The sequence below is a fragment of the Kineococcus gurbantunggutensis genome (assembly GCF_050871925.1).
Taxonomy (GTDB): domain Bacteria; phylum Actinomycetota; class Actinomycetes; order Actinomycetales; family Kineococcaceae; genus Kineococcus.
Window position 1 is genome coordinate 1 of the sequence record NZ_JBJLSG010000055.1, and the last position, 13,478, is coordinate 13,478.

Here is a 13,478-nt window from a genome sequence, read left to right on the forward strand (position 1 = left end):
CCAGCTCACCGGCGGCGATGCCGGCGCGCAGCTCGCCCACGCGCTGCAGGCGCTGGCGCGCGGCCTGCCCGCTGGCCTCGTCGTAGCGGGCCAGCCCCCCGCCGCCGCGCTTGGCCACGTACATGGCCGCATCCGCCCGCCGCAGCAGCTCCGCGCCCGGCGCGACAGCGCTCTCCTGCTCACCCGATCGCCCGTGCACCCGTGCACCCGGCACCGGCTCGCGCGGGCAGCCCTGCCGCGCCAGGGCAGGCAGGTGCGGGCAGGGGAAGGGCCAGGCGGCGATGCCGATGCTGGCGCCCACCCGCACGCTGACCCCGCCCACGGTGAAGGGGGCCGACAGGGCCCGCAGGAGTTGCTCGCCAGCCTCCTCGGCGGCCTCCTCGGCGACGTCCTCGCCGGCGCGCAGGTCCGCACCCGACGTGCCCGATACACCTGGCAGCCCTGCCAGCACCACGGCGAACTCGTCGCCGCCCAGGCGGGCCAGCAGCGCCCCGGGCGGCACCACGGCGGCCATGCGGGCGGCGACCTGGCGCAGCAGGTCGTCACCGCACTCATGCCCGAGGCTGTCGTTGACGTCCTTGAAGTGGTCCAGGTCGATCAACAGCAGGCTGGTACCGGTGCTGGCCCGGCCCCGGCCCCCACCGCGGTCCTGGCCGCGATCCGGGCCGCGGTCTTGGCCTCGCTCTACCCCGGCGCGGCCGCTGGTGGCGGTGCGCAGGCGCTGCTGCAGCGCGCGGCGGTTGGGCAGGCCGGTCAGCTCATCGCTCAGCGCCTGCCGGCGGCTGTCGGCCAGGCGCAGCACCTCGCCGAAGACCACCAGCACCTTGACCCCGACCAGCAGCACCACCACCAGGGCCAGCTCGGCCGCGGCCCCGGGCAGCGGGGTGCGCAGGTGCCAGCACAGCAGGCCCACGCTGAGCACCAGCGCCAGCGTCGGCGCGACCAGCACCGGCCAGCCCTCCACCGTGCGCTCACGCACCGCGGCGGGCTCGCGCCAGGCGGCCACCGCCAGCAGCAGCAGCGCGGCGAACCGGCCGGTGTCGATGAGCGCGCCGAGCACGGCGAGCACCTCCAGCGCAGCGCCCTGCGAGCCCGTCGAGGGCCACAGGGTCTGCAGCAGGCCGGCGGTGCGCACCAGGCCGGCGGTGTCGGCCAGCAGCAGCAGGGCGAACGCGGCGGCCACCAGCACCAGCCGCCGGTCGCTGCGCCAGCCGGTCAAGGCGCCGTTGGCCAGCGCGAAGGAGAGCATCAGCACATCCAGCGCCACTCGCCCCACCAGGGCGCTGGCGGCCAGCGCGCCCGTGCCGCTCGCCTGCCGCAACGGCGGCAGCACGAAGACCTCGACCAGCGCCATCAGCAGCACGGCGATCAGGACCCTGTCCAGCCACGCCCCCGGCAGCAGGCGCTGCACCCGCTGGCGCAGCAGCTGCAACTGCGCCGCGTACAGCAGCGGGTAGCCCGCCAGCCCGGCCACGGCCAGCACCGGGTGCTCCTGCAGTACACCGCGCAGCGCAGCGCCGTCCCCGCCCGCACCGCCCGCACCGCCCGCACCGGCCAGCAGCAGCGCCTGCACGCCCAGCAGCACCGCGGCGCCGGCGGCCAGCAGCAGCCACGCCGCCCGCCCGGCGGGCACCAGCACCCCCCGCAGTGCGATCGCACCCAGCGCGGTCAGCATCGCCGCCAGGTACAGCACCGCCGTGGCGCCGGTACCGATCGGGGCCAGCAGCAGCACCAGCAGCGCCCCCGGCGCCAGCGCCAGCACCCAGGAGACCCGCTCCCGGCGCACCGCACCCGCCGGGACCCCAGCCGCTGTCCTCACTGCCCACACCTCTCAGCTCCCCGCACGTCTCGACGCCTCACCGGCGGGGACGCCGAGGTCAGGTGCGTTCGATCGGGTTCAGACGTGCTCCGGTGCGCTCAGCTGCGGGGCAGGGTGAAGGAGGCGACCAGCTCGTTCAGCTCGGCCGCGGCGCGGGAGACCTCCCCGGCGGTGGCCGCGGTCTGGTTGGCCCCGGCGGTGGTGTGCTCGGCGGCCGAGGAGATGCCGCAGATGTTCACCGCGATCTGCTGGCTGCCGGTGGAGACCTCCCCGACGTTGCGCACCATCTCGGAAGTGGTGGCCGACTGCTCCTCCACCGCCGCCGCGATGGTCGCCTGCAGGGCGTCGATGCGGGAGATCACCTCACCGATCTGCGAGATCGCCCCGGCCGCCGCCGAGGCGTCCGCCTGCGTGGCGCCCACCCGGCCGGTGATCTCCTCCGTGGCCCGGGCGGTCTGCTGGGCCAGCTCCTTGACCTCCCCGGCCACCACCGCGAAGCCCTTGCCCATCTCCCCCGCACGGGCGGCCTCGATGGTGGCGTTCAGGGCGAGGAGGTTGGTCTGCTCGGCGATGGAGGTGATCAGCTTGACGACCTCACCGATCTCGCGTGAAGAGGCGCTCAGGCGCTCCAGGATCGCCGAGGCCTCCGCGGCGTTGGCCACCGCCGCACTGGCGACCTGGGAGGCCTCGGCGGTGGAGGAGGCGATCTCGCGGATCGCGGAGGACATCTCATCGCCCGCGGCGGCCACGGTGCCGATGGAGGCGGAGATCTCCTCGGTCGCAGCGGAGACGAGCTGCGACTGCGCGCCGGATTGCGTGGCGCCGCTGGAGAGCCGGGTGGCCACCGCCGAGAGCTCCTCGCTGGAGGAGGCCAGCGTGCTCGAGGCGGCGGAGATGCGGCGCATGGTGCCGGTGAGGGTGTCCATCGTGGCGTCCACCCCGGCGGCGAGCTGGCCGACCTCGTCCTTGGCCCGGTGGCCCACGCGCTGGTCCAGCCGCCCGGCGGCCAGGGCCTGCACCACGTGCAGGGTCCTGCCCAGCGGACGCGCGATCGAGCGGGAGATCACGACCGCGTCCACCACCGCGAAGGCGATGGCGGCCGCGCCGACGAGCAGCAGCACCAGCACGGCCCGGCGGTAGTGCTCCTGCCCCGCGGCGGCGATGTCGGCCGCGGCTCGCGCCTCGGTGGCGCTGAGGTCCTCCAGCGCCGTGACCACCTGCGCCACCAGGGGTGCCACGGTGCCATCGCGCACCGCGATGAAGGCGGCCACGTCGTTGGCCCTGGCCGAGGTGATCTGCTGCTGGCGGGCCTGGCGGTAGGCCGCCAGCGCCTGCTCGAAGCTCTCGCGCTGGGCGGCGCCGGCGTGCGGGACGGCGTCCAGGTACGCCCGCCAGGCCGCGTCCAGGCCCGCGTCGCTGGCCTGGAGGGTGGCCAGCGCCTTCTCGGTGCCGGCAGCGTCGGGGGCCAGAGCGGTGTTGGCCAGGTCCAGGCGTACCTGGATCAAGGCGGTGTGGACCTTGTCGATCTTCTGGATCGAGGCCACCCCGGAGCTGGACAGCTGCGCCAGCTGCGCCTGCGAGGCGCGCAGCTGCACAGCGCCGATGCCCACCACCACGGCCAGCAGCACGCACACCACGCCGAACCCGGCGAACAGCTTGGAGGCGACGTTCAGGTCGCGCAGTCGAGTGAGCACCCTCGCCCATCGGGGCAGCTGCCACCCTGCTTGAGCCTTGGAGGACGTCCTCGTGCACCCGATCACCCGAAGGAGGTAGCGCACGACACCTTCCACGCGCAGCACACTCCAAGCGCCATGCCAGAAGCGCCCCACCGGAAGCGCCCCACCGGAAGCGCCCCACCGGAAGCGCCTGCTGTCTCACCATCGGCCCCTTTTGAGATGTGCCTCACGCATCGACCGATTGGTTGAAGATCTAACTGCATTGCAGCTGAGTGAGCAGCAGGATCGACCTCGATGAGCAAGGGCAAGCACCGGCACGCGACCTCCGTGCCCAGCAGGTCCTTGACCCTGGGGCTGCTGTCCGCGGCAGCGGCGGTGGCCGGCTGGAGCGCGATCGCCTTCTCGGGCCGCTGGCCGTACTGGGTCCTGGCCCTGAGCGCCACGGCCTGCACCACCTTCCACTTCAGCGCCTGGCAGGTCCACTCACGTCGAGCAGGCGGCGGTGCCGGCGGTGCTGGCGGTGCCGGCGGTGTTGAGAGGTGAGCCCGGGCACGGGTCAGGTCCTGCGTGTTCCACCCACAGCGCGCAGGACCGTCCGCACTGATGTCGCACGCCGAGGTCCCGCACGCCAGTGCCGGGCACGCACAGTGAGCTGTGGCCACCGCGTGCTGGTGCGATGAGGCTCCTTATCGGCAAGATGCCCAGCATGCAGCGCCCGCCCAGCACCGACCAGCACGACGAGGACCCTCGCGGCCAGCCCGGCGAGGACCTGCGCGGGCGTCCCTCGATCCACGACAGCGGCACCGCCACCGGCTCCCCGGCCACCGCCGCGCAGCTGAGCCGGCTGGCGCGCCAGCTGCAGCAGCAGCTGGACTCCCCGGCCACCTTGCAGCACGCCGTGCACTGGGCGGTGCAGCTGATCCCCGGAGCGCAGCACGCCTCGATCAGCCTGGTGCGCCGCCGCCGGCAGATCACCTCCGCCGCCGCCACCGACGAGCTGCCCCGCCGCTTCGACGACCTGCAGCAGCAGCTCGGGCAGGGCCCGTGCCTGGAGGCGATGTACGAGCAGCACACCGTGCGCGTGCACGACCTGGCCGGCGAGGCGCGCTGGCCGGTGCTGGCCCAGCGCTGGGCCCAGGTGGGCGTGCGCAGCGCGCTGTGCCTGCAGCTGTTCGTGCACGGGCAGGACCTGGGCGCGCTGAACGTGCTGTCCACGCGGACCGGTGCCTTCGGCGACGAGGCCGAGCACGTCGGGCTACTGGTGGCCTCCCACGCCGCGCTGGCCCTGGCAGCGGTGCTGCAGGTGGAGGGGCTGAACCAGGCCAACGTCACCCGCGCGGTGATCGGGCAGGCCGAGGGCATCCTCATGGAGCGCTTCAAGATCAGCGCGCAGGTGGCCTTCGCGCTGCTGGCGCGCATCAGCCAGGACAGCAACCGCAAGCTGCGTCTGGTCGCCGAGGACCTGGTGCGCACCGGGCAGGTGCCCGCTCCCCCGACCGGCCGCGCCCGCCAGGACAGCTACTGACGCTCAGCCAGGGCGCCAGGTGCCCCGTCCTGCGCGTGCCCCGTCCTGCGCACCCGGGGGCACCCAGAACCCCGTGGTGATCGTGGTGGCCGCGCAGGCGAGCGGGTCAGCACCGTCCTCACCGACCGGCGAAGCCGGAATGACAGCAGCTCCTGCGACAGCTATGGGCGTTGACTCATCAGACCTCAGCCGCAGCGCACCCCTGGGTGGTTGCAGCGCTGGCGTCGGCACCGTCGCACTGGCCGTGGTGCTGGCCGTGGTGCCGGCCGTGGTGCCGACCTTCGCGCTGGCCGTGGTGTCCGCTGTCGCACTCGTCGTGCTTGGCCAGCAGCCGCTGGTGCTGTGCACCGAGGACCTCCAGCAGGTCGCTGGCGCCCGGATCGGAGATCACCAGCGCAGCCAGCTGACGCACCTTGACGTTGTTCTCCTGGCTGGTGGCCCGCAGCACGGCGTAGGCCTGCTCCGTGCTGCAGCCCAGCCACACGGCCAGCACGCCCTTGGCCTGCTCGATGGGCGCGCGGGTGCTCAACGCCACCTGCAGGTTCTCCACCTTGCCGTGCGCCTGCTCCAGCAGCTGCTGGCGCTCGATGAGCGCAGCCGCGAGCCGGCCCACGGCCACGGCTTGGTGCGCACCGTCCTGATCGAAGGCGTGGAGGTGCGGGCTGGACAGCTCCAGCGTGCCGACGACCTCCTGGCCCACCAGCAGCGGCAGGGCCAGCACGCTGCGCACCGGCCCAGCACCCGGCCCAACACCAGAGACGGCACCGGACGCGGCACCGGATGCGGCAGTGGTGCTCAAGGCCGCGGCCAGGCGTGGCCAACGGGCATCGGTTCCCAGATCAGCGCAGAGTACGGCCGCGCGCTGGCGGTAGGCGTCCAGACACGGCCCCTGGCCGCTGTGCCACTGCGCGCCGTGCAGCTGCTGGCTGGCGCTGCTCCCGCTGGCCAGGTACCAGGGCTGCAGCGGATCGCCCAAGGCCGCGCTGCACCAGCGCGCCGCCGGCACCGCTTGGACGGCCAGGGCCGCCAGCGTCGTGAGCACCTCCTGCACCGAGGAGGCACCTGCGGCGGGGAGCGCGGCCGGAGCAGCGGCCGGGGACGCACGTCTTGGCCGCAGCTGGGCTGGTGACATCACCTCTCGCTCCGCGGGGTGCACCGCTCACCTCACCAGTCCTCAGGCTTCGCTGCTGATCGATCGCAGCGGTCCTCGACGCGAGGTGCTGACCCCTTGAACGTCGGTTCTTGAGGTGCGCGTCACACTACGATCACCTCCGTGCGGATCCAACTGCACCTGGGCCGGGTGAGCACCAGAGTGGACCTCGATGAGCAGAGGCAACCACCGGTCAACGATCTCCGCGGCCAGCAGGTCCTTGGCCATGGGACTGCTGTCCGCGGCGGTCGCGGTGGTGGGCTGGAGCGCGATCGCCTCTTCGGGCCGCTGGCCGTACTGGGTCCTGGCCCTGAGCGCCACCGCCTCCACCACGTTCCGCTTCAGCGCCTGGCGGGCACACTTACGTCGAGCAGTGGACATCGGCGCAGCTTGACCCGCTTCTCCGGACACGGTGATCACGACCCGGTTGACCGGGTCGTGATCACTTGGAGGCGACCTTCAGGTCGCACAGTCGAGAGAGCACTGCCGCCCATCGGTGCAGCCGCCACCCTGCTCGAGCCTTGGAGGGCTTCCTCGCTCACCGGATCATCCGCAGGAGGCATCGCCGGGCAGGTGGCACAAGCCGGCGCCAGTGAGATCACCCGCTGCCGCGCTGCGTGCACCACTCGCCTCGCCTCCTGGGCCATCGACCCCTCATGCCGCGCCTTGTGCGCATCGCGCTGGACTTCGACCAGCACCCCTGGCCCTCGAGGTCTTCGAGGGCATCAGCGGGTGGTGGGACTTGTCCCATGTACCTGCAAAGACCACGGGCCGACACGGATGCCTGCACAGATCGACTTCGACCGCCACGGGCGCGGTCACAGCAGCACCAGGAAGCGCGCCGCGGAGGGTGGGATGAGCTGAGCAGGGCGAGGGCCGGTCACGTCGACATCACCGCCGTGGTCGCCACCTCCCCGGATCCTGACCAGCGTGATCGCCACCCCGGTCGACCGGTTCACGATCGCGGTGACGACTCGGTCGCGGTGACGACCACGCCGCGGTGCGCGCCCACCACGGAGCACCGCCTTGCGGTGGATCGGCTCCAGCTGAGGACCGGGGCATCAGGTCCTCACCCGCAGCCTCGCCGCCCCGGGGCTCGTGAGCAGCACCGGAGCGATCCGCCACCACTACCACCACCGAGCGCGGTCTTTCGATACAACGCTGATGCAGCGCTACCGGCAGCACCACTACTTGCAACAGCTCGCCGCCACCGCGCCGACGCACGTCTGGCTCACCGGCTCAACAGGTCGCCACGAGCTGCACCGTGCTCGGCCGCTTGCGATCAATCGCCTGCGCGATCAGTCGCCTGCGCGATCAGTCGCCTGCATCGGGTGAAGGTCAAGGTTCCTGTTGCCTGCGCCGAAGCCATGCCGTGGCTCGTCGCGGACCGTGCCAGCGACGCGCAGGGATCGGATGGACAGGCCCGGTAGACGTTGCAGGTGCACGCGCACTAAAGCAAGGAGCCGACGTGGCAGTGGGTGCATGGGTGCGAAGCGGCGGCTTCGCGGTGCTGTTCGCGCTCACCGTGGCCCTGGGGCGCTTGACGGTGATGGACGGCACCAGCTTGAGCCTGGTGTGGCCGGCCGCCGGCGTGGCCGCCTTGTGGTTCACGATGCAGCGGGCGGCGGGCACCCGGTGGCTGGACGTGGCGCTGCTGGCAGTGATCACCTTTGTCGCCAACACCGCCACGGGCGCCACGGGTGCGCTGGCCGGTTGCTTCGTCCTGGCCAACCTGGTCCAGGTCGAGCTCTTCTGCCGGTTGCTCCAGCACTGGTGCCCGCAGCTGTTGCAAGCAGGTGCACGCCCGCCGCTGGCCGGGGGCCGGCAGCTGGGTCACCTGCTGGCCGCGGCGGTGCTGGCCAGCGGCGCGGGCGCGGTGATCGGCCCCAGCGCAGTGTGGGCCCTGACCGGGCACTGGTCCACGGTGACGACGGCGGTCTGGTTGACGCGCAACAGCGTCAGCGTGGTCCTCATCGTCGCCGCCGGTCTGCGCATCGCCCACCTGCTGCAACACCGCACCTACGCCCAGGCCCAAGCCCAAGCCCAAGCCCAAGCCCAAGCCCAAGAGCGAACCGCAGACGCGGCCCGCACCGGGGCCCGCACCGGGGACTGCGCCGGGGCCCGCACCGGGGACTGCGCCGGGGCCCGCACCGGGGACTGCGCGGTTCCGGGTGCGCAGCGAACGTTCGCTCCGGCGGATGCGGGCACACAGCTCGCGCCGTCGAGCCCGGCGCTACCGTTCCTCCGCCCGCGCGGGTGGCTCATGGTAGAGCTGATCGCCGCGCTGGTGGTCTCAGCGCTGGTGTACGGGCTGGTCTTCACCGTCCTGGACGGCTTGCCGCTGGCCTTTCCGCTGCTGGCGGTGACGGTGTGGGTCGCGCTGCGCTTCGACACCACCATCGTGGCCGTGCACGACCTGCTCCTGGGGGTGGTGGCCGTCGCCTTCACCCTGGCCGGCAGCGGACCCTTCGCCACCATCGGCGACGACAGCGCCCGAGCCCTGGTGGTGCAGCTGTTCGTCGGGATGCTCGCCGTGGTCGGCCTGGCGCTGGCGCTGGGACGTGACGAGCGGGAGGTCCTGCTGCGCCAGGTGCGCGCCCACGCCCAGCTCGCCGAGCAGCAGCGCCAGCTCGCCGAGCACGAACGCCTGGCCGCTGAGGAGCAGCGCAGCCTCGCCGAGCAGCAGCGCCTGCTCGCCGAGGAGCAGCAGGCGCTGGCCGAGCTGGCGATGGCGGAGTCGCAGCGCCGCGGGGAGCTGACCGAAGCGGTCCTGGCCAGCGCGCAGGTCGGCATCGTGGTCGCCGACCCCGCCGGGCGCTTGACGATGCTCAACGACACCGCCACCCGCTGGCTGGGTCAGCACCCGCAGCCGGGGCTGGCGGTGCACGAGCACATCGCCGCCTACGACCTGCGCACCGCCGACGGGCTGCGCTCGCTGGCACCGCAGGAGCTGCCCTCACAACGGATCCTGCGCGAGGGGCGGGTCGACGCGGTGCAGATGGTCGTCGTCGCCCCCGGGGGCACCGCCCGCACCGTGGTGTGCTCCGGGCGGCTGATGCGCGACGGCGACGGCGACGTGCTGGGCGCGGTCATCGCCCTGCACGACGTGAGCGCCGATCGCGCCCGCGAGGCCGAGCTGGCGCGAGCGCACCTGCAGCTGACGGCACACACCCAGCAGGTGGAAGCTCTCGCGCAGGCCTCGCGCGCGGTCACCGCCGCCTCAGATCCGCACCTGGCCATCTGCCAGGCCATGCGCGAGCTCAGCGGCGCCGAGGCCGCCTACCTGATGCAGCCCGACGGCGAGGGGCACCTGGTCTCCACCGCCATGGTCGGCTTCGCACCGGGCACGCAGCTGCGACTGCCCCTGGAGGGGAAGAGCGGCCTGCCGCTGAGCGCCTGGCGCCAACGACGGCAGGTCTTCGTCACCGACGTCACCGCCCACCCCGACGCCGACCAGGGGATGATCACCAAGTCCGGGACCGTCTCGGGGGTGTGGCAGCCGGTGCTGCGCGGCGGCGCAGAACCCCTGGGCGTGCTGGGCGTCATCTGGCGCCACCGGGTGCCGCACCTGCCCGCCACGGTCAGCGCGATGCTGCAGACCCTGGCCGGGGAGGCGGCGCACACCATCGAGCGCGCCGAGTTGCTCGCGCAGCTGGCCCACGCCGCCCAGCACGATGCGCTGACCGGGCTGGCCAACCGCCGCCGCTGGGACGAAGTGGCTCGCAGCGAAATCGCCCGCGCCGTGCGCAGCAGGTCCGCGCTGAGCTTCGCCCTGATCGACCTGGACCACTTCAAGGCCTACAACGACACCTTCGGGCACCTGGCCGGCGATGAGCTGCTGCGCGCCTTCGCCGCCGCCGCCGCGGTGCACCTGCGCGAGGTGGACACCCTGGCGCGCTGGGGCGGGGAGGAATTCGTGCTGGCCCTGCCCGCCTGCAGCGCGGCCGGTGCGCTGGCCGTGGCCGAGCGCATCCGCGCCTCCGTGCCGCACGGGCAGAGCGCCACCATCGGCATCGCGCAGTGGCAGATCGGCGAGAGCGCCGAAGCCGTCATGGCCCGCGCCGATGCCGCTTTGTACCAGGGCAAGCAGAGCGGGCGCGACAGGATCACCACCGCCGCCGCAGGCACCCGCCCACCCTCGGCCGTGCCGGGTTGAGCCCCACCGTGAGCCGCTCGCCGGCGCACGTCCGCGCACCAGCAACCGATCACGGGGGCACGCAATCGCAGGAGATCTGCTCTCGCGCCGGCCGGACCTGCCGCAGAGATCGACTTGACAGGTCGGCGGAGAACTCGACCGGCAGGAACGCGGGCCCCTCCGAAGCAGAGAGCCCTGCAGAGCACAAACACGGCACGGACACGGCACGGGCGAGACGACGTGAGAGGACGAACATGCGAGTACAGCACCGCCGGTGGTTGCGCGCGCTGCACCCCGCGGCGCTGGGCACCCAGCTGGCCGTGGTGGGCCTGCTGGCCGTGGCGGCACTGCTGGTGGCGCCGCTGCGCTCGATCCTGCTGCCGGTCACCAACTGGCTCGCCGTCGCCCTGGTCATCGCCGGGTTGCACCTGCACCGCCCGCGCCGGCGCGCTGCCTGGGCGCTGGTGCTGCTCTTCGTCGCGCTGGTGGCCATCGGCAACGTCTCCCACCTGCTCACCACGATCACCACCCACGCGCAGGTGATCACCGATGTGGCGACCTTCGGCGGGCAGTTGGCCGCCGCGGGTGCCCTGCCGCTGCTGCTGCGGGTGGCTCGCCGCACCAGGGCGTCAAGACAACAGCAGTGGCAGGTGCGCTCTCCTGGTGGGTGGCTGGATGCGACGGTGCTCGCGCTGGTCGTCGCCCTGGTGGCCGGCGAGCTGTTCGCGCGCGGGCTGCACCACCACCGGGACGAGGCGATGACCTGGGCGATCGTCCTGGCGCCCGGTGTGGACGCGTTGCTGGTGGGTGTGCTGCTGTGGCTGGTCTTCTCCCGCGTCCGGCTGCTGCCGGCGATGGCGCTCATCGTCGTTGGTGGCTTCGGCTGCCTGCTCTACGACCTGCTCACCACCCTGGCCGGCCAACGCGTGGCCGCACCCGGGCAGGCGCTGCAGGCGCTGGGCGTGGTCAACATGCTGATGTTCGGCCTGGCCGCGCTGCACCCGTCCATGACCGCGCTGGGCGATCCGCGCGCTCCACGGCACGCGCGCCGGCCCTCCACCCAGTTGCTGCTGCTGCTGCCGTGCGCGCTGGTGCCCCCAGCCCTGTTGAGCGCGCACCTGCTGACCGGCGCCCTGCACACCCCCGCCCTGCTGCTGCTGGGCGCCAGCGTGCTCGTCTTCATCGCCGTCGCCGCGCACGCCGTGCTCGCCCTGCGCTACAGCGAGCTCAGCGCGGAGCGCGACCCGCTGACCGGGCTGCTCAACCGCCGTGGGCTGGCTCGTGCCTACGCCCGCATGAGCGCCTCTGCGGCTTCTTCCAGGAACCGCCGCGTCAACAAGCGCAGCAGCGGTGCGCACCCGGCAGGCGCGCTGGCGAGCCCGCACTCACCGGCCAGCACCCCACCGACCGCGAGCCCGCACGCAGCGAGCCCGCACCCTGAAACCTCACCCGCTCTGACCCCACCCGCTCTGACCCCACCCGCTCTGACCCCACCCGCTCTGACCCCACCCGCTCTGACCCCACCCGCTCTGACCCCACCCGCTCTGACCCCACCCGCTCTGACCCCACCCGCTCTGACCCCACCGGCCGAGACCTGGGTGCTGATGGTCGACCTCGATGACTTCAAGTACGTCAACGACCGCTACGGCCACCACAGCGGTGACGCACTGCTGCTGAGCACCGCGCAGCGCCTGCACGAGGCCGTCGGCGAGCACGGCGTGATCGCCCGCCACGGCGGCGATGAGTTCATCGTGCTGCTGCACCCGCAGCGCACCTCGGCCAGCGCCTCATCGATCCGAGCATCGGGCGCCGCCTCGGCGCAAGGGGTCGCCGACGGCATCGGTACCGCCTTGAGCCGACCGGTGCAGGTGGCCGGTCAGGCACTGTGCCTCACCGCTAGCATCGGCATCGCCCACGCCCGGCTCGGTGACGACCTCGACGACGTCCTGGCCGATGCCGACATCGCCATGTACGCGGCCAAGGACGCCGGCAAGGACGCCAGTTCGACGTTCCACCCGCAGCTGCGCGAGGACGTGGTCAAGACCATCACCCTCACCGAAGACCTGCACCGCCTCCTCGACGCTGCCGTGCTGCACGGCTCCAGCGCCAGCACCAGCGCCAGCACCAGCACCAGCACCAGCACCAGCACCAGCACCAACAACGACCTGAAGGGCACCAGCCCGGACGAGCACGGTCCGAACGCGGCCGACCTGAGGGACGGCGCCGGGCAGCTGAAGGTCGTCTACCAACCCGTCGTCGACCTCAGCGACGGACGCGTGGTGGGCGCCGAAGCCCTCGTGCGCTGGCAGCAGCCCCACCGCGGCTTCATCGCCCCCGACGACTTCCTGGCCCTGGCCGAACGCGAGGGCCTCGCCGCGCTCATCGACGAGGTGGTCCTGCACCGCGCACTGGCGCAGCTGCACCACTGGGACGAAGCAGGCATGAGCGGGCTGACCGTGAGCGTCAACCTGGGCCTGTCCAGCACCTGCGACCCCCAGCTGCCCCACCGCGTGCTGCACGCTCTCAGCGTGCACGGCATCGCACCGCACCGCCTGCACCTGGAGATCACCGAACATGACGCGCTGCCCGACGACGACAGCGTGCGCGCCGCCCTGCACGAGATCGTGGGGGCCGGCGTCGTCCTCGCCCTGGACGACTTCGGCATCGGCTACACCTCGTTGAGCTACCTGCGCCGCTACCCCATCAGCGTGCTCAAGCTGGACCGGTCCCTCATTACCCACGACGATGCCGCCTCGGCCACCTTGCGCGCGGGCATCGCCGCCCTGGCCGCCACCTTGGGCCTGACCACCATCGCCGAAGGTATCGAACACGCTCCCCAGGGCGAGCAGCTGCACGGGCTCGGCATCGGCTACGGCCAGGGGTACCACTACTCCCCACCGCTGAGCCCCGAAGCCTTCGCCACCTTCTACGGCACCCACCTCCTGCGTCACCCACCGCACGCGACTCAGCACACCCCGGGGTGAGTCCCACCGAGCGGCGTGACTAAAGCTCGCCATTTCCACCGCGCCCTCGCACGAACCCCGGGCCTTCAGGTTCACGCAGCCGTGGGCGCGCAGGTGCCGGAACCGTCAACTCCCGGGAGCCCGGCACCCCGGCAGCGGCCAGCGGACCGCAGCCCACGACCACGTCACAAGCTCGCACCCGCGCAAGCT

General features: G+C 72.7%; 9 protein-coding genes. 6 read left to right on the forward strand and 3 right to left on the reverse strand.

Translation table 11 applies throughout. From position 1 onward, the window contains the following. Both ACRYR7_RS12165 and ACRYR7_RS12170 read right to left on the reverse strand, forming a co-directional pair. On the reverse strand, positions 1–1,819 hold a 1,819-nt coding region (locus ACRYR7_RS12165), incomplete at its 3' end, for a diguanylate cyclase domain-containing protein (protein WP_432572359.1). A 98-nt stretch (positions 1,820–1,917) separates the two neighbouring features. Beyond that, positions 1,918–3,513: a methyl-accepting chemotaxis protein gene (locus ACRYR7_RS12170; RefSeq protein WP_432572360.1), complete on the reverse strand. Its 1,596-nt coding sequence runs from the start codon at positions 3,511–3,513 to the stop codon at positions 1,918–1,920. 276 nt (positions 3,514–3,789) lie between these two features. Here ACRYR7_RS12170 and ACRYR7_RS12175 point away from each other — a divergent pair, with 276 nt between their 5' ends. Both ACRYR7_RS12175 and ACRYR7_RS12180 read left to right on the forward strand, forming a co-directional pair. Then, positions 3,790–4,038: a hypothetical protein gene (locus tag ACRYR7_RS12175; RefSeq protein ID WP_432572361.1), complete on the forward strand. Its 249-nt coding sequence runs from the start codon at positions 3,790–3,792 to the stop codon at positions 4,036–4,038. Positions 4,039–4,171: 133 nt separating this feature from the next. Then, positions 4,172–5,020 carry a GAF and ANTAR domain-containing protein gene (locus ACRYR7_RS12180; RefSeq protein ID WP_432572362.1) on the forward strand — a complete coding sequence of 283 codons (849 nt, stop codon included), beginning with the start codon at positions 4,172–4,174 and terminating at the stop codon, positions 5,018–5,020. 178 nt (positions 5,021–5,198) lie between these two features. Here ACRYR7_RS12180 and ACRYR7_RS12185 read toward each other — a convergent pair whose 3' ends face one another. After that, positions 5,199–6,071 carry a GAF and ANTAR domain-containing protein gene (locus ACRYR7_RS12185; RefSeq protein WP_432572363.1) on the reverse strand — a complete coding sequence of 291 codons (873 nt, stop codon included), beginning with the start codon at positions 6,069–6,071 and terminating at the stop codon, positions 5,199–5,201. 271 nt (positions 6,072–6,342) lie between these two features. Here ACRYR7_RS12185 and ACRYR7_RS12190 point away from each other — a divergent pair, with 271 nt between their 5' ends. From ACRYR7_RS12190 to ACRYR7_RS12205, 4 genes are all read left to right on the forward strand, one after another. Next, positions 6,343–6,564, forward strand: coding sequence for a hypothetical protein (locus tag ACRYR7_RS12190; RefSeq protein WP_432572364.1), 222 nt, complete (start codon positions 6,343–6,345; stop codon positions 6,562–6,564). Positions 6,565–7,268: 704 nt separating this feature from the next. After that, the gene (locus ACRYR7_RS12195; RefSeq protein WP_432572365.1) at positions 7,269–7,505 is read left to right on the forward strand and encodes a hypothetical protein; all 237 of its coding nucleotides are present in this window, start codon (positions 7,269–7,271) and stop codon (positions 7,503–7,505) included. A gap of 133 nt (positions 7,506–7,638) precedes the next feature. After that, positions 7,639–10,326 (forward strand): diguanylate cyclase domain-containing protein, encoded by a 2,688-nt coding sequence (locus ACRYR7_RS12200; RefSeq protein WP_432572366.1) that lies wholly within the window; start codon positions 7,639–7,641, stop codon positions 10,324–10,326. A 233-nt stretch (positions 10,327–10,559) separates the two neighbouring features. After that, a complete protein-coding gene (locus ACRYR7_RS12205) occupies positions 10,560–13,289 on the forward strand; it encodes a putative bifunctional diguanylate cyclase/phosphodiesterase (RefSeq protein WP_432572367.1) in 2,730 nt (909 codons plus the stop codon). The last annotated feature ends 189 nt before the right edge of the window (positions 13,290–13,478 follow it).

Excerpts from the sequence above, each read along its gene's own strand:
- ACRYR7_RS12175 (WP_432572361.1), top strand. The coding sequence starts at position 3,790 with ATGAGCAAGGGCAAGCACCGGCACGCGACCTCCGTGCCCAGCAGGTCC.
- ACRYR7_RS12180 (WP_432572362.1), top strand. The coding sequence starts at position 4,172 with ATGAGGCTCCTTATCGGCAAGATGCCCAGCATGCAGCGCCCGCCCAGC.
- ACRYR7_RS12190 (WP_432572364.1), top strand. The coding sequence starts at position 6,343 with ATGAGCAGAGGCAACCACCGGTCAACGATCTCCGCGGCCAGCAGGTCC.
- ACRYR7_RS12205 (WP_432572367.1), top strand. The coding sequence starts at position 10,560 with ATGCGAGTACAGCACCGCCGGTGGTTGCGCGCGCTGCACCCCGCGGCG.